20 protein-coding genes are annotated in these 22,463 nt (G+C 63.2%); 19 read left to right on the top strand and 1 reads right to left on the bottom strand.

The genetic code is table 11. The features are described 5' to 3' along the window. The first annotated feature begins 2 nt into the window (after window positions 1–2). The 11 genes from FFS21_RS07190 (at window position 3) to FFS21_RS07140 (ending at window position 12,323) form a co-directional block, all read left to right on the top strand. Window positions 3–797: an SDR family NAD(P)-dependent oxidoreductase gene (locus tag FFS21_RS07190; protein WP_137924222.1), complete on the top strand. Its 795-nt coding sequence runs from the start codon at window positions 3–5 to the stop codon at window positions 795–797. 184 nt (window positions 798–981) lie between these two features. Then, window positions 982–1,833 carry an enoyl-CoA hydratase family protein gene (locus FFS21_RS07185; protein ID WP_137924221.1) on the top strand — a complete coding sequence of 284 codons (852 nt, stop codon included), beginning with the start codon at window positions 982–984 and terminating at the stop codon, window positions 1,831–1,833. 15 nt (window positions 1,834–1,848) lie between these two features. Next, entirely contained in the window at window positions 1,849–3,021 is a 1,173-nt protein-coding gene (locus FFS21_RS07180; protein ID WP_137924220.1) for an acyl-CoA dehydrogenase family protein, read from the top strand. 19 nt (window positions 3,022–3,040) lie between these two features. Further along, complete coding sequence (locus FFS21_RS07175) at window positions 3,041–4,732, top strand: AMP-binding protein (protein WP_137924219.1); 1,692 nt, start codon at window positions 3,041–3,043, stop codon at window positions 4,730–4,732. Then, the gene (locus FFS21_RS07170) at window positions 4,729–5,166 is read left to right on the top strand and encodes an acyl-CoA thioesterase (RefSeq protein ID WP_137924218.1); all 438 of its coding nucleotides are present in this window, start codon (window positions 4,729–4,731) and stop codon (window positions 5,164–5,166) included. Before FFS21_RS07175 ends, FFS21_RS07170 begins: the two co-directional genes overlap by 4 nt. A 33-nt stretch (window positions 5,167–5,199) precedes the next feature. Next, window positions 5,200–5,610, top strand: coding sequence for a RidA family protein (locus tag FFS21_RS07165; protein ID WP_171020345.1), 411 nt, complete (start codon window positions 5,200–5,202; stop codon window positions 5,608–5,610). Window positions 5,611–5,915: 305 nt separating this feature from the next. Next, complete coding sequence (carA, locus tag FFS21_RS07160; RefSeq protein WP_137924216.1) at window positions 5,916–7,064, top strand: glutamine-hydrolyzing carbamoyl-phosphate synthase small subunit; 1,149 nt, start codon at window positions 5,916–5,918, stop codon at window positions 7,062–7,064. Window positions 7,065–7,109: 45 nt separating this feature from the next. Beyond that, window positions 7,110–7,787 (top strand): leucine efflux protein LeuE, encoded by a 678-nt coding sequence (gene leuE / locus FFS21_RS07155; RefSeq protein ID WP_137924215.1) that lies wholly within the window; start codon window positions 7,110–7,112, stop codon window positions 7,785–7,787. Between the two features lie 66 nt (window positions 7,788–7,853). Continuing rightward, window positions 7,854–11,102: a carbamoyl-phosphate synthase large subunit gene (carB, locus tag FFS21_RS07150; protein WP_137924214.1), complete on the top strand. Its 3,249-nt coding sequence runs from the start codon at window positions 7,854–7,856 to the stop codon at window positions 11,100–11,102. Window positions 11,103–11,334: 232 nt separating this feature from the next. Continuing rightward, a complete protein-coding gene (greA, locus tag FFS21_RS07145; protein WP_137924213.1) occupies window positions 11,335–11,811 on the top strand; it encodes a transcription elongation factor GreA in 477 nt (158 codons plus the stop codon). 8 nt (window positions 11,812–11,819) lie between these two features. Beyond that, a complete protein-coding gene (locus tag FFS21_RS07140) occupies window positions 11,820–12,323 on the top strand; it encodes a DUF4149 domain-containing protein (protein ID WP_137924212.1) in 504 nt (167 codons plus the stop codon). A gap of 101 nt (window positions 12,324–12,424) precedes the next feature. On the opposite strand, the gene FFS21_RS07135 is transcribed toward FFS21_RS07140, so the two are convergent. Continuing rightward, a complete protein-coding gene (locus tag FFS21_RS07135) occupies window positions 12,425–12,931 on the bottom strand; it encodes a YhbY family RNA-binding protein (protein ID WP_137924211.1) in 507 nt (168 codons plus the stop codon). A gap of 142 nt (window positions 12,932–13,073) precedes the next feature. Between FFS21_RS07135 and FFS21_RS07130 the strand changes: the two genes are divergently transcribed. The 8 genes from FFS21_RS07130 (at window position 13,074) to pstB (ending at window position 22,444) form a co-directional block, all read left to right on the top strand. Next, window positions 13,074–13,745, top strand: coding sequence for an RlmE family RNA methyltransferase (locus FFS21_RS07130; RefSeq protein ID WP_137924210.1), 672 nt, complete (start codon window positions 13,074–13,076; stop codon window positions 13,743–13,745). 163 nt (window positions 13,746–13,908) lie between these two features. Then, window positions 13,909–15,813 (top strand): ATP-dependent zinc metalloprotease FtsH, encoded by a 1,905-nt coding sequence (ftsH, locus tag FFS21_RS07125; protein WP_137924209.1) that lies wholly within the window; start codon window positions 13,909–13,911, stop codon window positions 15,811–15,813. A 118-nt stretch (window positions 15,814–15,931) separates the two neighbouring features. Continuing rightward, the gene (gene folP, locus FFS21_RS07120) at window positions 15,932–16,783 is read left to right on the top strand and encodes a dihydropteroate synthase (RefSeq protein WP_137924208.1); all 852 of its coding nucleotides are present in this window, start codon (window positions 15,932–15,934) and stop codon (window positions 16,781–16,783) included. A gap of 101 nt (window positions 16,784–16,884) precedes the next feature. Next, complete coding sequence (gene glmM, locus FFS21_RS07115) at window positions 16,885–18,231, top strand: phosphoglucosamine mutase (protein ID WP_137924207.1); 1,347 nt, start codon at window positions 16,885–16,887, stop codon at window positions 18,229–18,231. Window positions 18,232–18,551: 320 nt separating this feature from the next. Continuing rightward, a complete protein-coding gene (gene pstS, locus FFS21_RS07110; protein ID WP_137924206.1) occupies window positions 18,552–19,583 on the top strand; it encodes a phosphate ABC transporter substrate-binding protein PstS in 1,032 nt (343 codons plus the stop codon). A gap of 165 nt (window positions 19,584–19,748) precedes the next feature. Continuing rightward, window positions 19,749–20,714, top strand: a complete 966-nt coding sequence (gene pstC / locus FFS21_RS07105) for a phosphate ABC transporter permease PstC (RefSeq protein WP_137924205.1) — start codon at window positions 19,749–19,751, stop codon at window positions 20,712–20,714. Further along, window positions 20,711–21,613, top strand: coding sequence for a phosphate ABC transporter permease PstA (gene pstA / locus FFS21_RS07100; protein ID WP_137924204.1), 903 nt, complete (start codon window positions 20,711–20,713; stop codon window positions 21,611–21,613). Before pstC ends, pstA begins: the two co-directional genes overlap by 4 nt. Window positions 21,614–21,655: 42 nt before the next feature. Beyond that, the gene (gene pstB / locus FFS21_RS07095; protein ID WP_137924203.1) at window positions 21,656–22,444 is read left to right on the top strand and encodes a phosphate ABC transporter ATP-binding protein PstB; all 789 of its coding nucleotides are present in this window, start codon (window positions 21,656–21,658) and stop codon (window positions 22,442–22,444) included. Window positions 22,445–22,463 lie beyond the last annotated feature (19 nt).

Here is a 22,463-nt window from a genome sequence, read left to right as displayed (position 1 = left end):
GCATGGAACGCGAACTGACAGGTCGGCATGCGTTGATCACTGGTGGTGGGCGTGGCATTGGCGCGGCCATCGCACAGCGACTGCTGATGTCCGGCGCCAGCGTGACGCTCGTGGGACGCGATGGTGGAGTGCTCGATGCGGCTGCCGATGGGTTGTCATCGTTTGTTGTTGAAGGCGCCGCACTCGGCATTGCACCGGCTGATATCACCGATGCCGATGCGGTTTCCGGTGCCTTCGCGGCAGCAGCGAAAGCGCGCGGGCCGGTCACCGTGCTGGTCAACAACGCGGGGCAGGCGCACAGTGCACCGTTCGGAAAAACCGACCTCGCACTCTGGCAACGCATGCTCGACGTGAACCTGACGGGCACGTTCGTCTGCACGCAGGCCGCGCTGCCCGCGATGCTGGAAAGTGGATGGGGCCGTATCGTCAACGTGGCGAGTACCGCCGGGCTGATCGGCTATGGCTACGTCAGCGCGTATTGCGCGGCGAAGCACGGCGTGATCGGTTTGACGCGCGCGTTGGCGCTGGAACTGGCGACAAAGGGCATCACGGTGAACGCGGTCTGCCCCGGCTACACGGAAACCGACATCGTGCGGGATGCCGTTGCCAACATCGTTGCCAAGACGGGCCGCACGGAAGCCGAGGCTCGTGCGGAACTGGCGGCACGCAATCCGCAGAAGCGACTGGTGCAGCCCGAGGAAGTTGCGGATGCGGTGGCGTGGCTGTGCAGGCCATCTGCATCCGCCATCACAGGTCAGGCGCTGCCGGTGGCAGGTGGAGAAGTCATGGCAGGTTGAGTTTCCACTCGCCAACGGTTTGCTCCCCTCTCCCGCATGCGGGAGAGGGGCGGGGGAGAGGGCAAGCGGTGCAAATTGCGACAAGTCAGCAAGAAGAACCTCCAGCCCTCACCCCCAACCCCTCTCCCACTGCGCGGGAGAGGGGAGAAAGAACAACAGCGAGACAAACAAGCGAGGCACCACCATGACTGACATCGCCCTGGACATGCGCCATCACAAGCGCGCCTTTGCGGACTTTCAACCGAAGCACTTCCTTTGGTCCGTCTCCCCCGATGGTCGCGTGGGCACGATCACATTGAACCGGCCCGAGCGCAAGAATCCGCTGACGTTCGACTCCTACGCCGAACTGCGCGACCTCTTTCGGGGATTGTGCTACGCCACCGACATCAAGTCCGTCGTGATCACCGGCGCGGGCGGCAACTACTGCTCGGGCGGCGACGTGCACGAGATCATCGGCCCGCTCACCAGGATGTCGATGCCCGAACTGCTCGACTTCACGCGCATGACGGGTGATCTGGTCAAGGCGATGCGTGCATGCCCGCAGCCGATCATCAGTGCCATCGACGGCATCTGTGCGGGCGCGGGCGCCATGATGGCGCTGGCTTCGGATATGCGACTGGGCACCGAACATGCGCGCACCGCTTTCCTGTTTGTGCGAGTCGGCCTCGCAGGTGCCGACATGGGTGCCTGTACGTTGCTGCCGCGCATGATCGGCCAGGGACGGGCAAGCGAACTGCTCTACACGGGGCGCGCAATGACTGCCGAGGAAGGATTGCAGTGGGGCTTCTTCAACGCGCTGCACGGCTCGCACGCTGTGCTGGCTGAAGCAGAGGCATTGGCCACGCAAATCGCCACAGGCCCGACTTTCGCGCATGGCGTGACCAAGAAGCTGCTGCATCAGGAATGGAATATGGGCGTGGACGAAGCCATTGAAGCCGAAGCCGAGGCGCAGGCGATCTGCATGCAGACGCGTGACTTCCGGCGTGCCTATGACGCCTTCGTGGCCAAGCAGAAACCCGTCTTCGAAGGCGATTGAGGAACCTGAGCATCCATGAGCGACAAAACCTATCTCGACCTGCCTTTCTTCGATGCGGCCCATCGCCAGCTCGAACGTGAACTCGACGGCTGGTGCACGGAACATCTGAAGGATATCGACCACCACGATGCAGACGCGTCATGCCGCGCGCTGGTGCGTCAACTGGGGACGGCCGGCTGGCTCCGCTACTGCGTGCCGCAAGCCTTCGGCGGCGCGTTGCCGCAACTGGATTCGCGCGCGCTGTGCCTGCTGCGAGAAACGCTGGCGCGTCACGACGGGTTGGCGGACTTCGCTTTCGCGATGCAGGGGCTGGGCTCGGGAGCTATCACGCTCGCCGGCAGCGATGCGGTGCGCGAGCGCTATCTGCCGCGCGTGGCGCGTGGCGAGGCCATCGCCGCATTCGCGCTGTCCGAACCCGAGGCGGGTTCCGATGTGGCCGCGATGCAATGCAGTGCACAACTCTCCGCAGACGGCAGCCACTATGTGCTCGATGGCTCGAAGACGTGGATATCGAACGGAGGCATCGCCGACTTCTATTGCGTGTTCGCCCGCACCGGCGAAGCACCGGGCGCACGTGGTATTACCGCCTTCGTGGTCGATGCCGATACACCGGGCCTGTCCATTGCCGAACGCATCGACGTGATCGCGCCCCATCCGCTCGCCACGCTTCGTTTCGATAACTGCCGCGTGCCGGTGGAAAACCGACTTGGCGAAGCAGGGCAGGGCTTCAAGGTGGCGATGATGACGCTCGACATTTTCCGCGCCTCCGTTGCGGCGGCGGCACTGGGCTTTGGCCGTGCAGCACTCGACGATGCACTGGCGCGTGCCACGTCGCGGCCGATGTTCGGTGGCGTGCTGGCCGACTTGCAACTGACGCAGGCCGCTATCGGTGACATGGCTACAGCCATCGATGCTGCAGCGTTGCTCACCTACCGCGCGGCGTGGTTGCGCGATGTGAAGCAGCAGCGCACGACGCGCGAGGCCGCGATGGCGAAGATGGTCGCCACCGAGAACGCGCAGCAGGTTATCGACCGCGCTGTGCAGATGTTCGGTGGGCTGGGCGTGAAAGTCGGCACGCGTGTGGAGAGCCTGTACCGCGAGATTCGTTCGCTGCGCATCTACGAAGGTGCCACCGAAGTGCAGAAGCTGATCATCGCGCGCGAGACGCTGGCCGCGCGCCAGGCATAGCCCAATCCAGGAGACAAGCATGGCCGCCCCCCAGTCCGCTACTGTCGCTACCGCTCACGTGGATACCTTCGCGCGCGACCGGCTGCCGCCGCCCGAGCAGTGGCCGGTGTTCACGTTCAATGACGATACGCATTACCCGCCGCGCTTCAATGCCGCAGTCGAACTGGTCGATCGACACGTCGAGCAGGGCAACGGCGCGCGAGTGGCCGTACGCCACGAGCGAGACGGTCGCATCGAGACCGTGACCTACGCCGCGCTGGCGGCACTGGTCAACCGCATCGCGCATGTGCTGGTGGAAGACATGCGGCTGGTGCCGGGCAACCGCGTGCTGCTGCGCGGGCCCAACAACCTGATGATGGCGGCGAGCTGGCTGGCGACGCTCAAGGCCGGACTGATCGCCGTCCCGACGACGCCGCTGCTGCGCGCCAAGGAGCTGCGGCAGGTCATCGACAAGGCGCAGGTGAGCGCGGCGCTCTGCGATGCGCGGCTGCGCGAAGAGCTCGAGACCAACCAGCGCGCAGACAACGAGCACTATTGCCCGACACTGACCACGGTGCGTTATTTCAACGGCGAAGGCGACGATGCTCTCGAAACAGCAATGGCCGGCAAGCCCGATACCTTCACTGCCTGCGATACCGCTGCCGACGATATCTGCCTGATCGCTTTCACGAGCGGCACCACGGGCCAGCCCAAGGGCACGATGCATTTCCATCGCGATGTGTTGGCGATGTGCGACCTGTTCCCGCGCCATGTCCTGAAGCCCACGCCCGACGACATCTTCTGCGGCACGCCGCCGCTGGCGTTTACGTTCGGACTCGGCGGCATGCTGTGCTTCCCGTTGCGTGCCGGCGCGAGCACGGCGCTGGCCGAGAAGCTCACGCCCGAAACGCTGCTGAAGCTGATTCAGGACCACCGTGCGACCATCGTCTTCACGGCGCCCACGTTCTATCGCCAGATGGCCGCGCTGGCCGGCAACTTCGACGTAGCCAGCCTGAAGAAGAGTGTCTCGGCCGGCGAGGCGCTGCCCGATGCCACGCGGCAGGCGTGGAAGGGTGCCACGGGCATCGAGATGATCGATGGACTGGGCGGCACTGAGATGATGCATATCTTCGTATCGAGCGCAGGTGCCGAAGTGCGGCCCGGAGCGGTGGGTCGCGTGGTGCCGGGCTACGAGGCATGCATTGTCGATAACGACATGCAGCCCGTGCCGCACGGCACCGTGGGCAAGCTTGCGGTACGCGGCCCCACGGGTTGCCGCTATCTCGACGATCCGCGCCAGGAGAACTATGTGCGCGACGGCTGGAATTTGCCCGGCGATACGTTCGTGGCGGACGCCGATGGCTATTACTTCTATCAGGCGCGCTCCGACGACATGATCATCTCGGCGGGTTACAACATCGCCGGCCCCGAGGTGGAAGGCACGCTGATGAAGCACGAGTGGGTGGCCGAGTGCGGGGTGGTGGGCGCGCCCGACGCCGAGCGCGGACAGGTGGTGATGGCCTACGTGGTGTTGCGCCCTGGTGTGGCGGCAACCGATGCCACGCGTGCTGCCCTGCAAGACTACTGCAAGCGTGAGATCGCGCCATACAAGTATCCGCGCCGCATCGAGTTCGTGGCGGTGCTGCCGCGCACGGAGACTGGCAAGCTGCAGCGCTTCCGGCTGCGCCAGATGGCAGCGGAGCAGGGCGTCGACGTGGAGACGCAGCGATGACCGAGGTATTCCGCAACACGGTACGCGTGCGCTTCAAGCATTGCGATGCCGCCGGCATCGTGTTCTATCCGCGCTACTTCGAGATGCTGAACGACTTTATCGAGGACTGGTTCGCCGAAGCCCTCGACTGGCCGTTCGAGGCCATGCATCTCTCCGGGCATGCCGGCATTCCCACGGCAGCGTTGCAGTGTCGCTTTACCGCGCCCAGCCGACTTGGCGAACAACTCACCCGCGAGCTGCGCGTCACCCATCTGGGACGCAGCAGCTTCGGCGTGACCATCCGCTTCATGGGGCCGGGAGGCGCCGACGATGACACGCGCATGACCATCGACCAGCGCCTCGTGTGCGTGGACACGCGCACGATGACCCCGCAGCCCTTGCCCGAGCCAGTACGCACCGCAATGGAGCGCTACCTGGGCACCGAGACTGCCTGACACTGACATAGACACGGAATCGAAGACATCATGCTGAAGACATTGCAACCGCCCGAATGGGCAGCGCCGAAGGGATACGCCAACGGCATCATGGCCGAGATGCAGGTGGGCAGCCGCCTGATCATGGTCGGTGGGCAGATCGGCTGGAACGGCCAGTGCGAATTCGAGACCGACGACTTCGCGCTGCAGGTGGCGCAGGCGCTGCGCAACATCGTGTCGGTGCTGGAGCAGGGCGGCGCACGTCCGGAGCACATCGCGCGGATGACCTGGTATGTGAAGGACAAGGTCGAATACGTGGCCGCCTACAAGGCCATCGGCCAGCATTACCGCGACATCATCGGCAGGCATTTCCCGGCCATGACGGCAGTGGAGGTAGCAGACCTGGTGGAGCCACGCGCGAAGGTGGAAATCGAAGTGACGGCGGTCGTGCCACCGGCCATGTGAACCGGGCGAGTACGGGTGGACGGTTGGGTGGCATCTGTCTCAAGGGCATCGTAAGTGTTTGAATACTTGAGAATTTGGGCCCAACGGGATATAATTCGAAAGTTTCGCTTTCAGAACCCATCACCCTAGCGCCTACCGTATTCCACCTTCCGCCGCCCCGTTGCGCACGCCGTTTTCATGCACCGCACAAAAGTGATGAAATCGCCATGCGACACTTGCGCCCCAGTGTTCAGACGCGGGGCCGCCACGGGGCACGAGGCGTTGAGCAGGTCGGTCACGGGGTGAGTCCAGCAGGAGCCTTACCCGTGCTACCGTCTTTTCCGTCCGCCATACTCGCGCTTGCAGACGGCACGGTCTTTCGTGGCTATTCCATCGGCGCTTCCGGCCATACGATCGGCGAAGTGGTGTTCAACACTGCTATCACCGGTTACCAGGAAATCCTCACCGACCCGAGCTATTCCCGGCAGATCGTCACGCTGACGTATCCGCATATCGGCAACTACGGCGTCAACCCTGAGGATGTCGAAGCCACGAAAGTCCATGCCGCCGGCCTGATCATCAAGGATCTGCCGCTTCTGGCCTCCAATTTCCGCAAGGAACACACGCTTTCCCACTACCTGAAGCAAGAGAAGGTCGTGGCGATTGCCGGTATCGATACCCGCAAGCTGACGCGCATCCTGCGCGAGAAGGGCGCCCAGAACGGCTGCATCCTGGCTGGCGAGGACAACGTCCAGAAGGCCATCGACCTGGCACGCTCGTTCCCGGGCCTGGCAGGCATGGACCTGGCAAAGGTCGTGTCGGTCAAGGAACCGTACGAGTGGACCCAGACCGAGTGGAAGCTCGGCCAGGGCTACGGCAAGCAGGACAAACCGCAGTTCCACGTCGTGGCCTTCGACTACGGCGTCAAGTTCAACATCCTCCGCATGCTGGCCGAGCGCGGCTGCAAGGTCACTGTGCTGCCGGCGCAGGCCACTGCCGCTGACGCGCTGGCGCTGAATCCGGACGGCGTGTTCCTGTCGAATGGCCCCGGCGACCCCGAGCCTTGCGACTACGCGATTGCTGCCACGCGCGAGTTCATCGCACGCGGTATCCCGACGTTCGGCATCTGTTTGGGTCACCAGATCATGGCGCTGGCCGTGGGTGCCAAGACGCTGAAGATGAGCACGGGCCACCATGGCGCCAACCACCCGGTCAAGGACCATGACGATGGCCGCGTGGTGATCACGTCGCAGAACCACGGTTTCGCCGTGGATGCCGCGACGCTGCCCGCCAACGCGCGCGTCACGCACACGTCGCTGTTCGACGGCACGCTGCAGGGCTTTGCCCTGACGGACAAGCCGGCATTCTGCTTCCAGGGTCACCCGGAAGCGTCGCCGGGTCCGCATGACATCGCGTACCTGTTCGACCGCTTCACGAAGCTGATGCAGGATGCGCGCGCCAAGGCCGCAGCCTGACGTGACGCCCTGACGTAACGAGAGACCTGAACAGGACCGCCCGCCATGAACGCTTTCATGCATGCCAGCTTCGGCGTCACCGATTTCTGGACCTATGTGCTCGGCACGATCTTCATCGTGCTGCTGCCTGGGCCGAATTCGATGTACGTGCTGTCGGTGGCTGCCCAGCGCGGTGTGCGGGCGGGCTACAAGGGCGCGTGCGGCGTGTTCCTGGGCGATGCGATCCTGATGGTGTTGTCCGCCGCCGGCGTGGCATCGTTGCTGCAGGCCAGCCCGGCGCTGTTTCACGTGGTCAAGTACGTGGGCGCGGGCTACCTGGGGTGGATCGGCTTCCAGATGCTGCGCGGTGCCGTGCGCAACTGGTCGATGCCGGCCAGTCCTGCGGGCGCGCAGGCGGCCGCAGAGCCTTTGGACCGGTCTGCCAACCCGTTCACCAAGGCGCTGGTCATCAGCCTGCTGAACCCCAAGGCCATCCTGTTCTTCATCTCGTTCTTCATCCAGTTCGTGGATCCGCAGTTCGCGTATCCGGCGCTGTCGTTCGTAGCGCTGGGGCTTGTCTGCCAGATCTGCAGCTTCGCCTACCTGACCACGATCATTTTCGTGGGCGCGAAGCTGGCCGATGCGTTCCGCCGCCGGCGCCGCCTGTCCGCAGGCATGTCAAGCGGAGTAGGGGCGATGTTCATCGGCTTCGGCGCCAAGCTGGCCACGGCCACACTGGGCTGACGACGACAACCTGATATCCGGCACGGTCCGCACGACATGCGGGCCGGCCAACAAAGAGAGCGTGCAATGCCAAAGCGCACAGACATCAAGAGCATCCTAATCATCGGCGCCGGCCCGATCATCATCGGCCAGGCGTGTGAATTCGACTATTCCGGCGCACAGGCCTGCAAGGCGCTGCGCGAGGAAGGCTTCAAGGTCATCCTGGTCAATTCGAACCCGGCGACCATCATGACGGACCCGAGCACGGCGGACGTCACGTACATCGAGCCCATCACCTGGGAAGTGGTCGAACGCATCATCGAGAAGGAACGCCCGGACGCGATCCTGCCGACGATGGGCGGCCAGACCGCGCTGAACTGCGCGCTGGACCTGCATCGCCATGGCGTGCTGGACAAGTACAAGGTGGAGCTGATCGGCGCATCGCCGGAAGCCATCGACAAGGCCGAGGACCGCCAGAAGTTCAAGGACGCGATGACCAAGATCGGTCTCGGTTCGGCCAAGTCCGGCATCGCCCACTCGATGGACGAGGCCGTGGCTGTGCAGTCGCGCATCGCCCAGGAGACGGGCACCACCGGCTACCCGATCGTGATTCGCCCGTCGTTCACGCTGGGCGGCTCGGGCGGTGGTATCGCCTACAACCGCGAAGAGTTCGAAGAGATCTGCAAGCGCGGCCTGGACCTCTCGCCCACGCGCGAACTGCTGATCGAAGAATCGCTGCTCGGCTGGAAGGAATACGAGATGGAAGTGGTCCGCGACAAGGCGGACAACTGCATCATCATCTGCTCGATCGAGAACCTGGACCCGATGGGTATCCACACGGGCGACTCGATCACCGTGGCCCCGGCGCAGACGCTGACGGACAAGGAATACCAGATCCTGCGTAACGCCTCGCTGGCCGTGCTGCGCGAAATCGGCGTGGACACTGGCGGTTCGAACGTGCAGTTCTCGATCAACCCGGTCGATGGCCGGATGATCGTGATCGAAATGAATCCGCGCGTGTCGCGTTCGTCGGCACTGGCCTCCAAGGCCACCGGCTTCCCGATCGCCAAGGTCGCGGCCAAGCTGGCCGTGGGCTACACGCTGGACGAGCTGAAGAACGAAATCACCGGCGGCCAGACCCCGGCATCGTTCGAGCCGTCGATCGACTACGTGGTCACCAAGGTGCCGCGTTTCGCCTTCGAAAAATTCCCGCAGGCCGACAGCCACCTGACCACCCAGATGAAGTCGGTGGGTGAAGTGATGGCGATGGGCCGCACGTTCCAGGAATCGTTCCAGAAGGCACTGCGCGGCCTGGAAGTTGGCGTGGACGGCCTGGACGAGAAGTCCACCGACCGCGACGAGGTGATCGAGGAAATCGGCGAAGCCGGTCCGGACCGTATCTGGTACGTGGGCGATGCGTTCCGTCTGGGCATGTCGCTGGAAGAGGTGTACGCCGAGACGTCGATCGATCCGTGGTTCCTGGCACAACTCGAAGACATCATCAAGACCGAGGGCCTGGCCCGCGGTCGCACGCTGGACAGCCTGTCGGCTGCCGAGCTGCGCTTCCTGAAGCAGAAGGGCTTCTCGGATCGCCGCCTGGCCAAGCTGATGAAGACAGATGCCAAGGCCGTACGCGCGGCACGTCACGCCCACAATGTGCGTCCGGTCTACAAGCGCGTGGACACCTGCGCGGCCGAGTTCGCCACCAACACCGCGTACATGTACGGCACGTATGAAGCCGAACATGGCGAGTGCGAGGCAGAGCCGACCAACAACCGCAAGATCATGGTGCTGGGCGGTGGCCCGAACCGGATCGGTCAGGGTATCGAGTTCGACTACTGCTGCGTGCATGCTGCGCTGGCACTGCGCGAAGACGGGTACGAGACCATCATGGTCAACTGCAACCCGGAAACCGTGTCGACCGACTACGACACGTCGGATCGCCTGTACTTCGAGCCGCTGACGCTGGAAGACGTGCTGGAAATCGTCGAGAAGGAAAAGCCGGTTGGCGTGATCGTCCAGTACGGCGGCCAGACCCCGCTGAAGCTGGCGCTGGATCTGGAAGCCAACGGCGTGCCCATCATCGGCACAAGCCCGGACATGATCGACGCGGCGGAAGACCGCGAGCGCTTCCAGAAGCTGCTGCACGAGCTGGGTCTGCGCCAGCCGCCGAACCGCACCGCGCGCGCCGAGGACGAAGCCCTGCGCCTGGCCGAGGAAATCGGCTACCCGCTGGTGGTGCGTCCGTCGTACGTGCTGGGCGGCCGCGCCATGGAAATCGTGCATGAGCCGCGCGACCTCGAACGCTACATGCGCGAGGCCGTGAAGGTTTCCCATGACTCCCCGGTGCTGCTGGACCGCTTCCTGAACGATGCGATCGAATGCGACGTGGACGCGCTGTGCGACGGTCAACGCGTGTTCATCGGCGGCGTGATGGAGCACATCGAACAGGCTGGCGTGCACTCGGGCGATTCGGCCTGCTCGCTGCCGCCGTATTCGCTGGCGCAAGCCACGATCGACGAACTGAAGCGCCAGACCGCCGCGATGGCCAAGGCGCTGAACGTGGTCGGCCTGATGAACGTGCAGTTCGCCATCCAGCAGAAGAACGGCGAGGACATCGTCTACGTGCTGGAAGTGAACCCGCGCGCCTCGCGTACCGTGCCGTACGTGTCGAAGGCGACCGGCCTGTCGCTGGCGAAGATCGCCGCGCGCTGCATGGCCGGCCAGTCGCTCGACTCGCAAGGCATCGGCGCGGAAGTGATTCCGCCGTATTTCAGCGTCAAGGAAGCGGTGTTCCCGTTCAACAAGTTCCCCGGCGTGGATCCGGTCCTCGGACCTGAAATGCGTTCGACCGGTGAAGTGATGGGCGTGGGCAAGGTATTCGGCGAGGCCCTGTTCAAGAGCCAGCTGGCTGCCGGTTCGCGTCTGCCCGAGAAGGGCACGGTGCTGATCACGGTGAAGGACAGCGACAAGCCGCGCGCCGTGGCCGTGGCCCGCATGCTGCACGACCTGGGCTACCCGATCGTCGCCACGCGCGGTACGGCGTCGGCCATCGAGGCCGCCGGCATTCCGGTTCGCGTGGTCAACAAGGTGAAGGACGGCCGTCCGCACATTGTCGACATGATCAAGAACGGTGAACTGGCGCTGGTCTTCACGACCGTGGACGAAACGCGTACGGCCATCGCCGATTCGCGCTCCATCCGCATCGCCGCACTGGCCGGCCGCGTGCCTTACTACACCACCATCGCCGGCGCCAACGCCGCGGTGGAGGGTTTGAAGCACATGCAGAGCCTGGAGGTCTATGACCTGCAGAGCCTGCACAAGCAGTTGGCCTGATGCCACGTAGTTGCTGCGCTGCCGCGTAACGGATGCGGCGCAGCCGGGCCGCCGCCGGGTTGAAACTGGCGGCGGTTCTGGCCTACACTACGTTTTGAATTCGCAGATCGACCGGCCTGGAGCCGGTCGATTCCATCTGAAAGCCGCGGTTTGAGCGGGCGTGCCGCCTGGCAGAAGTTTGCCGGGGCATGAATCCCACTCCGCTGCGGCTCATTTTTTTGTTGAACGAGACATGAGCACCATTCCGATTACCAAGCGTGGCGCCGAACTGCTCAGGGAAGAGCTGCAGCGCCTCAAGGCCGTCGAACGCCCTGCGGTGATCAACGCCATTTCCGAAGCGCGCGCCCAGGGTGACCTGTCGGAAAATGCCGAGTACGACGCTGCCAAGGAAAAGCAGGCCTTTATCGAAGGCCGCATCCAGGAAGTGGAGTCCAAGCTGGGCGCGGCACAGGTCATTGATCCCACGCAACTCGACACCGATGGCCGCATCGTTTTTGGCGCCACCGTGGACCTTGAGGACCTGGAATCGGGCAAGCCCGTGAGTTACCAGATCGTTGGCGATGACGAAGCCGACCTCGAAAGCGGCAAGATCTCGGTGAGTTCGCCGATCGCCCGTGCGCTGATCGGCAAGTTCGAGGGCGACGTGGCCACCGTGCTGGCCCCGGGCGGCGACCGCGAGTACGAAGTCATCACGGTTCGCTACATCTGAGCGACGGGATGTTCTCGTCCTCTTACTCGAACCTGCCGCCGCTGCCGCATCGCGTCTTCTTGTTGCTGACGGTGGTGTGGGCCGGGAGCCTCTGGACGGTTGGCTACATGGTGGCGCCGACGCTCTTCTCCGTGCTGCAAAGCCGGGAAACCGCAGGCATGATTGCCGGGCATCTGTTCCGCTACCAGGCGATGATTGGTGTGACGGTCGGTGTGCTCCAGCTCGTACTGTGCAATGTGCTGATTCGCCGGGGTGCGGCGCGCTACCGGACACTGCGGTGGATCGTGCTCGCCATGCTGGTATGCGTGCTGGCTGGCTATTTCGGCGTGCAGCCGTTCATGGAAGGACTCAAGGTGAAGGCACAGGCATTGAACCTGGGCGTGTCGGAGTCACCATACAAGCGCGAGTTTGGCATGCTGCACGGCGTATCGAGCGTGTTCTACCTGGTCCAGAGCCTGCTGGCGCTGGTACTGGTCTGGCGCGCGAGTGCGCCCAGATCGTCGGGCGAGTGATACGCGGAGTAATACGCGGGAAACAAGCAGGAGCGATCAGCAAAGCGCAAAAAAGGCGGCCGGGGCCGCCTTTTTCATGGAACCGATCGGCCGCCGGCCGATCAACCCAAGGACTTCTTTTTCTGGCTGGCCGGGCGGGCGCGCGAGCGCTTGACGTTGCCGCCCTGGGTCACGCGCTCGTTGCCGAGCACACGCACCGACGAACTCTTCGGACGACGCATGCCCCCGGTGGCCGGCTTGCGCACCGTGACGGTACGCGGTGCGGCGCCAGCGCCCAGACGGCGCTTTTCGACTGCGCCGAAGTCTTCGGGCTGGTTTTCCTTCAGGCGGGCAGGGCCGGGGCGCCAGATGACGAGCAGCTTGCCAATATGCTGGATCGGCGCGGCGCTGAGTTCGTCGCAAATGGCGTCGTAGATGGCGACGCGTGCGTCACGATCATCGCCGAGCACCCGGACCTTGATCAGGTCGTGCGAAGCCAGGCTGCGGTCGATCTCGGCAAGCACGGAAGGGGTCAGGCCTTCCGCACCGATCATGACCACGGGGTTGAGGCCGTGGGCGCGCGAGCGCAGTTCGGAACGTTGGGCGGAAATCAGGTGAAGGGCTGGCATCGGGAAGGCTAATATCGAATTGGCGCGTATTATCCGCCAAAATGTCGCCGGCAGGCGGCAAGGATCACCAAAATCGGGAGATAAAGCTGTGATCTGTCGCAAAACGTGACGGGCAGCTCCCGCAGAAAGGCATGTCGAGGCAATGGCCAAGGGCAAGAACAAATTCAATCAGTCGTGGCTGCACGACCACATCAACGATCCCTATGTGAAGATGGCGCAGCGCGAGGGCTATCGCGCCCGCGCGGCCTTCAAGCTCAAGGAGATCGACGAGCAGGACAAGCTGATCCGGCCGGGGCAGGTCATCGTGGACCTGGGCGCCGCGCCGGGCAGCTGGAGCCAGTACGCGCGGAACCGGCTCGCGGACTCTCCCCGGGCCAAGGACGGCAGCATCGACGGGGCGGTCATCGCGATCGACATCCTGCCCATGGAACCCGTGGCGGACGTCACGTTCATCCTGGGAGACTTCCGGGAGGAAAGCGTGTTCCACGAACTGGAAAAGGTGGTGCTGGAAGCCTCCGGCGGTTCGCGAATCGACCTTGTTATCTCGGACATGGCCCCCAATTTGTCCGGTGTGGCCTCGGCTGACTCGGCGCGGATCGAGTATTTGTGCGATCTGGCGATGGAATTTGCCCAGGCGCACCTGAAACCGGAGGGTTCGCTGCTGGTAAAGTGTTTCCACGGCTCGGGCTACAGCCAGATCGTGGAAAAATTCAAACGTCAGTTCAAGGTGGTGGCGAGCCGCAAGCCCAAGGCGTCGCGCGACAAGTCTTCAGAAACCTTCATTCTTGGGCGTTACCTGAAGTCGTTGGACTGAAAGTTGAGGGATTGGGGTTTTGCCGGGTGACGCCGGCTTGCCCTGAAGCGGCTGGCTCGGGCACTATCAGGCCCATAGAATCAGATTTCCCTGTGGGGACGGGCGCTGCATTACAATGCAATGCAGCTTCCCGTTGGCAAGGCAATTGCAAAGGAGTTCGGCCTTGAATAACAACCTGTTTCAAAAGGCGGCAATCTGGCTCGTAATCGCGCTGGTTTTGTTCACCGTCTTCAAGCAGTTCGACAAACCGCGTGCCCAGGACGGTGTCACCTACTCGCAGTTCATGGATGACGCCAAGAACGGCAAGGTGTCGCGTGTCGACGTGCAGGGCCGTAACCTCGTGGTGTCCCCCAAGGAGGGGTCCAAGTACACCATCATCTCGCCGGGCGACATCTGGATGGTCGGCGACCTGATGAAGTACGGCGTCCAGGTGACCGGCAAGGCCGATGACGAACCGAACGTGCTGGTCCAGGCGCTGTATTACCTGGGACCGACGTTGCTGATCATCGTCTTCTGGTTCTACATGATGCGGCAGATGCAGGGCGGCGGGAAAGGCGGTGCCTTCTCGTTCGGCAAGTCCCGTGCGCGCCTGATCGATGAAAACCAGAACGCGGTGACCTTCGCCGACGTCGCAGGCTGCGACGAATCGAAGGAAGAAGTCGTCGAACTGGTCGACTTCCTCAAGGATCCGCAGAAATTCCAGAAGCTGGGCGGTCGTATTCCGCGCGGCGTGCTGCTGGTTGGCCCTCCGGGTACCGGCAAGACGCTGCTGGCGCGCGCCATCGCTGGCGAAGCCAAGGTGCCGTTCTTCAGCATCTCGGGTTCGGACTTCGTTGAAATGTTCGTCGGCGTAGGTGCAGCCCGTGTCCGCGACATGTTCGAGAACGCCAAGAAGCAGGCGCCTTGCATCGTGTTCATCGACGAAATCGACGCGGTCGGTCGCCATCGCGGCGCCGGCATGGGCGGCGGTAACGACGAGCGCGAGCAAACACTGAACCAGATGCTGGTCGAGATGGACGGCTTCGAAGCCAACTCGGGCGTGATCGTGATCGCTGCGACCAACCGTTCGGATGTGCTGGACAAGGCGCTGCTGCGTCCGGGCCGTTTCGACCGCCAGGTCTATGTTGGCCTGCCGGACATCCGCGGCCGCGAGCAGATCCTGAAGGTTCATATGCGCAAGGTGCCGATCGGCAACGACGTGGACGCGTCGGTGATCGCACGCGGTACGCCGGGCTTCTCGGGCGCCGACCTGGCCAACCTGGTCAATGAAGCTGCACTGTTTGCCGCCCGCCGCAGCAAGCGCGTGGTGGACATGCAGGACTTCGAGGACGCCAAGGACAAGATCTACATGGGTCCGGAGCGCAAGTCGACGGTCATGCGCGAGGAAGAGCGCAAGGCCACGGCTTACCACGAGTCCGGCCACGCGGTGGTGGCCAAGCTACTGCCGAAGGCCGACCCGGTCCACAAGGTTACGATCATGCCGCGCGGCTGGGCACTGGGCGTGACGTGGCAGTTGCCGGAGCATGACAAGTACTCGAAGTACAAGGACAACATGCTTGAGGAAATCGCGATCCTGTTCGGCGGCCGTGCCGCGGAAGAGGTCTTCCTCAACGCCATGAGCACCGGGGCTTCGAATGACTTCGAGCGTGCCACCAAGATTGCCCGCGACATGGTGACCCGCTTCGGCATGAGCGATTCGCTCGGCGCGATGGTGTATGTCGATACCGAGCAGGATGGCATGTTCGGCAAGCTGTCGTCGAAGACGGTTTCGGAAGCGACGCAGCAGAAGGTCGATGCAGAAATCCGCACGATCATCGATACGCAGTATGCGCTGGCCAAGCGCCTGCTCGAAGAGAATCGCGACAAGGTCGAAGCCATGACCAACGCGCTGATGGAGTGGGAAACGATCGACGCCGAACAGGTGAACGACATCATGGCCGGCAAGCCGCCGCGCCCGCCGCGTCACCTGCAGGGTCCGAGCGGTGGCGGCAGCACGCCTCCGGGCGGCGGTTCGCCGGTGACCCCGTCCAACGCGCCGGCCACGGCACGAGTCGACGACACGGTGTAATACGGCGAGGAGCCGAGCGTAAGCGACCGTTTCCGACGGTTTCAAACGCGGTGGTTTCTGATAGCCTGCGAAGCCGGTGCCTGGTGCACCGGCTTTTTTGTTTTTGAGGACGTCAATCTTGTCGAGCGAGTTTTTCCAGTGCGGGCGTTACCGGTTCGCCCGCGACCGCCGCCCACTCGTGATGGGCATTCTCAACGTGACGCCCGATTCGTTCTCGGACGGCGGGCGGCATGCCTCGCGCGATGCGGCTATCCGGCATGCGGAGCGGATGATCGCGGAGGGCGTCGATATCATCGATATCGGCGGCGAATCGAGCCGTCCGGGTTCCGCTGCACTGCCGCTCGATGAGGAACTCGCACGCGTGATGCCCATCGTCGAAGCGCTGGCGAATTGCGGCAAACCGTTGTCAATCGACACGTACAAGCCCGAGGTGATGCGCGCCGCGCTGGCGGGCGGAGCCGATTTGATCAACGATATCTGGGGCTTTCGTATGCCGGGCGCGGTGCAAGCCGTGGTTGCCGGGCAAGCGGCGCTTTGCATCATGCATATGCAGCGTGACCCGCAGACGATGCAGGAAGACCCGCAATACGATGATGTAGTCGCCGAGGTGGAAGCATTCCTGCGCGAGCGCGTGTCAACCCTTCGGGCGGCGGGCGTGGACGATTCGCGCATTTCGCTCGATCCGGGCTTTGGCTTTGGCAAGACGCCGGATCATAATCTGCGCCTGCTGGGGCAGATGACGCGACTGGCGATCGATGGGCTGCCGGTGTTGGCTGGCCTGTCGCGCAAGTCGACGCTTGGTGCCATCGTGGGTGGGAAGCCGCCGCAGGAACGTGTGGCAGCCAGTATCGCCGCGGCGGTCTGCGCCGCCGAGCGGGGCGCATTCATCGTGCGCGTGCACGACGTGGAACAAACCGTGGATGCCCTGAAGGTCTGGTGGGCGATCCGCCATGAATCGGTAGCGCCGTAAGCGACAGCCGCAAGAACCGACGAACAGGCCAGCAGACGCATAGACGTACGGCAAATACAGTAACCACGGTGATCGTGGTGAGAATTGGGAGAAACAGAACGATGACTCGCAAATATTTCGGGACGGATGGTGTGCGTGGACGTGTCGGCGAAACGCCGATCACGCCGGATTTCGTGATGCGGCTCGGCTATGCGGCCGGCAAGGTGCTGGCCCTTGGGCAAAAGACCACGCAGGGCAAGCCGACCGTATTGATCGGCAAGGACACCCGCGTCTCTGGCTACATGCTTGAAGCCGCGCTGGAGGCTGGATTCACGGCCGCAGGGGTGAATGTGCAACTGACCGGTCCGTTGCCGACACCGGCGATTGCTTACCTGACCCGCGCGCTGCGCCTGGCGGCAGGCGTGGTGATTTCCGCCAGCCACAATCCGTACTACGACAACGGCATCAAGTTCTTCTCGGCCTCGGGCGACAAGTTGCCTGATGAACTCGAAGCCAAGATCGAAGCGCAACTCGATGAACCGATGCTATGTGTGCGCTCCGAAGACCTGGGCCGCGCAAAGCGAATCGACGATGCGGCGGGCCGTTACATCGAGTTCTGCAAGAGCACGTTCCCGTACGAACAGGATTTGCACGGGCTGCGCATCGTGGTGGACTGCGCCCATGGCGCCGCGTACCACATCGCACCGCATGTCTTTCACGAACTGGGTGCCGAGGTGGTGCCGATCGGTAACCAGCCCGATGGCCGCAACATCAACGCCGGGTATGGCGCTACCGCGCCGGAAAAACTGGTAGAGGCCGTGCGCCATCATCGCGCTGACCTGGGGCTGGCATTCGATGGCGATGCGGACCGGCTGCAGGTGGTGGACGGACAAGGCCGCCTCTACAACGGCGATGAACTGTTGTACCTGATCGTGCGCGATCGCCTGGCTTCCGGTCAGAAGGTGGAAGGCGCAGTTGGCACGTTGATGACCAACATGGCGGTGGAACTGGCGCTCAAGCGCCAGGGCGTCGAGTTTGTCCGCGCCAAGGTGGGCGACCGCTACGTGCTCGAAGAACTCAACAAGCGCGGCTGGCAACTGGGTGGCGAAGGCTCGGGCCACTTGCTTTGCCTGGATCGCCATACCACGGGCGATGGTATCGTCTCGGCGCTGCAGGTGCTGGCTGCCCTGCGCCGTAGCGGCAAGACGCTGTCGCAACTGCTCGATGGCGTGAGCCTTTTCCCGCAAACGCTGATCAACGTGCGCGTGGAGAAGGGCTTTGACTGGGAAGGCCATGCGGGCTTGAGCGCGGCACGCGCGCAAGTCGAGCCGGAACTGGAGGGCCGCGGCCGCGTGCTGATTCGCGCCTCGGGTACGGAGCCGGTCGTGCGCGTGATGGTGGAAGCCGAGCAGGTGGAGACCGCCGAGCGTGCGGCCCAGACGCTGGCCAACGCGCTGCGCGCTGCCTGACGCGATTCAGTCACCGTAGGTTCCAGACGAAAGCCATGGCTCCCGCCGTGGCTTTTTTTTTCAAATTTGGCAATTAACCGCCGGACAGGGTGCAGCACAGAATGTGACAGCACGGTCATGGAGGAAGAGGAGGGCAGCGCAAAATCGAGTGGCGATTACAGCACGGCGGTGCGACAAATTCGTGACGAAGGCGCGGATATCGGCCATATGGCGGAGAGCTTGAAGAAGATTTGGGGATGTCATGGAACTGTCACACAGGGAGCATAAAGTTCGCCTTGTCAAAAATTTGTCATTCCCCAACCATGTTCTCTGGAGGACATATGAAGCTGGTCAAGACTGCCGTAGCAGGCATCGTTTCGATGGTCGTAGCGGGTACTGCGTTCGCGGCGGAAATTACCGGTGCAGGCGCCTCGTTCCCGGCGCCCGTGTATTCCAAATGGGCAGACGCCTACCAAAAAGCAACGGGTAACAAGGTCAACTATCAATCGATCGGTTCGTCGGGCGGCATCAAACAGATCGGCGCCAAGACCGTTGATTTCGGTGCCTCGGACGCTCCGCTGAAGGACGAAGAACTGGCCAAGGGCAACCTGGTCCAGTTCCCGACCGTGATCGGCGGCGTGGTGCCTGTGATCAACCTGCAAGGTGTGAAGCCGGGCGAACTGACCATCACGGGTGACGTGCTGGCCAACATCTACCTGGGCAAGATCAAGAAGTGGGACGATCCGGCCATCAAGGCGCTGAACCCGAAGGTTTCGCTGCCGAGCCAGGACATCCTGCCGGTGCGCCGCGCTGACGGCTCGGGCACGACGTTCATCTTCACGAACTACCTGTCGAAGGTCAGCCCCGACTGGAAGAGCACCGTGGGTGAAGGCACCACCGTCAACTGGCCGGGTGGCGGCACGGGCGGCAAGGGCAACGAAGGCGTGGCCGCCTTTGTGCAACGCCTGAACGGCGCCATCGGCTACGTCGAGTACGCCTACGCCAAGCAGAACAAGATGATCCACCTGGTCATGAAGAACGCTGCTGGTGAAGTGGTGCAGCCGAGCGACGACGCGTTCAAGGCTGCTGCTGCTGGCGCCGACTGGAACAAGTCGTTCTATCAGATCCTGACGAACCAGTCGGGCAAGGGTGCATGGCCGATCGCCGGCGCCACCTTCATTCTGGTCCACAAGACCCAGGACAAGGCTGCGCAAGGCCAGGAAGTGCTGAAGTTCTTTGACTGGGCCTACAAGAGCGGTGGCGCGATGGCCACGGACCTGGACTACGTGCCGCTGCCGGAAGCGGTCGTGAACCAGATCCGCGCCACGTGGAAGCAAAGCGTCAAGGACGGTTCGGGCAAGTCGCTGTACTAAGTCCCTGTACTAAGCTCTGTCTGTCAGCAGGACTTTGGCAACCCGCAGTAGTGGGTTGCTGAAAGCAAGACCTGTCGCCCGATGTCGCTGATGCGGCACAGGGCGGCGGTGCCGCGGTGGCCGGAATGGCGCCGCGGCAACCGATCCACCCAACGTTTCCCCATCATGGCGACTACGTCCGATCTCCCAGCCGTCCGGCCTCCAAGCCGTCTTGGCGACATCCTGTTCGGCGGCCTGACCCGCGGCGCCGCCATCGTGACGTTGTTGCTGCTGGGCGGCATCATCGTGTCACTGGCCATCAGCGCATGGCCGTCGATCAAGCAATTCGGCTTCGCGTTCCTGTGGACCGCCGAGTGGGATCCACCCGCCGACGTCTACGGCGCGCTCGTGCCGATCTACGGCACCGTAGTGACGTCGCTGATCGCCCTTATCATCGCTGTGCCGGTCAGCTTCGGCATTGCACTGTTTCTTACCGAACTGTCGCCAGTCTGGCTGCGCCGGCCGCTCGGCACTGCCATCGAACTGCTTGCAGCGGTGCCGTCCATCGTCTACGGCATGTGGGGTCTGCTCGTGTTCGCGCCGATCTTCGGCGAGTACTTCCAGAAGCCGCTGTCGAATACCGTGGGCCAGTTGCCCGTGATCGGCAAGCTGTTCCAGGGTGCCCCGCTGGGTATCGGCCTGCTGTGCGCAGGCGTGATTCTCGCGATCATGATCATTCCCTACATCGCCTCGGTGATGCGCGATGTGTTCGAAGTCACGCCGGTGCTGCTCAAGGAGTCCGCCTACGGTGTGGGTTGCACGACGTGGGAAGTGATGTGGCGCGTGGTGCTGCCCTACACGCGTGCCGGTGTCATCGGCGGCGTGATGCTCGGCCTGGGCCGTGCGCTGGGTGAAACCATGGCCGTCACGTTCGTGATCGGCAATACCAACCTGCTGGACAACGTGTCGTTGTTTTCGCCGGGTAACAGCATCACCTCCGCGCTGGCCAACGAGTTTGCCGAAGCCGGCGCTGGCCTGCACACCGCGGCGCTGATGGAACTGGGCCTGATCCTGTTCTTCATTACCTTCGTGGTGCTGGCGCTGTCCAAGCTCCTGCTGCTGCGCCTAGCCAAGAATGAGGGTGGCAAATGAACCAAGCCAGTCACACCATGTCTTCGTCGTCGATTCCGGCAGTTCGCCCTGATGCGGACGTCGTGCGCGGCCGCCTGCAGAACAGCCGCCGCCGTATCAACCTGATTGCACTGGCTGCCTCGCTGGGCGCCATGATCTTCGGCCTGTTCTGGCTGGCGTGGATTCTCTGGACCACGATCACGCTGGGTGTGGGCGGGTTGTCGATCGACCTGTTCACCCAGATGACGCCGGCGCCGAATACCGCCGGCGGCGGTCTGGCCAATGCCATCTTCGGCAGTTTCGTGATGGTGGGCGTGGCCACGCTGATCGGCACGCCGCTGGGCATCCTGGCCGGTATCTACCTGGCCGAATATGGCCAGAAGTCTTACCTGGCCAGCTTCACGCGCTTCATCAACGACATCCTGTTGTCGGCGCCGTCGATCGTGATCGGCCTGTTCGTCTATGCCCTCGTGGTGACTCGCATGGGCCACTTCTCGGGTTGGGCCGGCATTTGTGCGCTGGCGCTGCTGCAGATTCCCATCGTCGTCCGCACCACCGAGAACATGCTGAACCTGGTGCCGAATGCACTGCGTGAAGCGGCCGTGGCGCTGGGCACGCCCAAGTGGAAGATGGTGCTGTCGATCACGGTCAAGTCGTCGTACGCAGGCATCATCACCGGCGTGCTGCTGGCGGTGGCACGTATCGCTGGCGAAACCGCGCCGCTGCTGTTCACTGCGCTGTCGAACCAGTTCTGGACCAGCGACCTGAACAAGCCGATGGCCAACCTGCCGGTCACGATCTTCCGCTTTGCCATGAGCCCGTTCACGGAATGGCAGCAACTGGCCTGGGCCGGTGTGTTCCTGATCACTGTTGGTGTGCTTGCGCTGAACATCATCGCGCGCATGCTGTTCAAGAAATAACCGGCACCCAGCCCGACTACCGAATTCAAGCGAGACATCAGCATGACCTCTACCGTCATCGATATTCCCGATACCGTGCGCGCCAAGATCGACGTGCGGAACCTGAACTTCTTCTACAACCAGTTTCACGCGCTGAAGAACATCAACATGTCGATCCCGGACCGCAAGGTCACGGCGTTCATCGGCCCGTCCGGCTGCGGAAAGTCCACGCTGCTGCGCACGTTCAACAAGATGTATGCGCTGTACCCGGAACAACGCGCCGAGGGCGAGATCAACATGGACGGCACCAACCTGCTGACCAGCAAGGAAGACATTTCCCTGCTGCGCGCCAAGGTTGGCATGGTGTTCCAGAAGCCGACGCCGTTCCCGATGTCGATCTATGACAACATCGCATTCGGCGTGCGCCTGTTCGAGAAGCTATCGCGCTCGGAAATGGACGACCGCGTGGAGTGGGCGCTTTCGAAGGCCGCGCTCTGGAATGAAGCCAAGGACAAGCTGCACCAGTCCGGCTACGGCCTGTCCGGCGGCCAGCAGCAGCGTCTGTGTATCGCCCGCGGCATCGCCATCCGCCCGGAAGTGCTGCTGCTCGACGAACCGTGCTCGGCGCTGGACCCGATTTCCACGGGCCGCATCGAGGAACTCATCGCCGAACTCAAGGACGAGTACACGGTGGTGATCGTGACCCACAACATGCAACAGGCGGCGCGCTGCTCGGACTACACGGCGTATATGTACCTGGGCGAGCTGATCGAATTCGGCGAGACCGAGAAGATCTTCATCAAGCCGCACCGGAAGGAAACCGAAGACTACATCACCGGCCGCTTCGGCTGATTCGCAGGTTAGAGGCCAG

Origin of the sequence: Cupriavidus sp. 2SB (assembly GCF_005503625.1) — a bacterium.
Taxonomy (GTDB): Bacteria; Pseudomonadota; Gammaproteobacteria; order Burkholderiales; family Burkholderiaceae; genus Cupriavidus.
The sequence above is the reverse complement of the archived record's forward strand: the minus strand, read 5'-3'. Positions and strand labels throughout refer to the sequence as shown.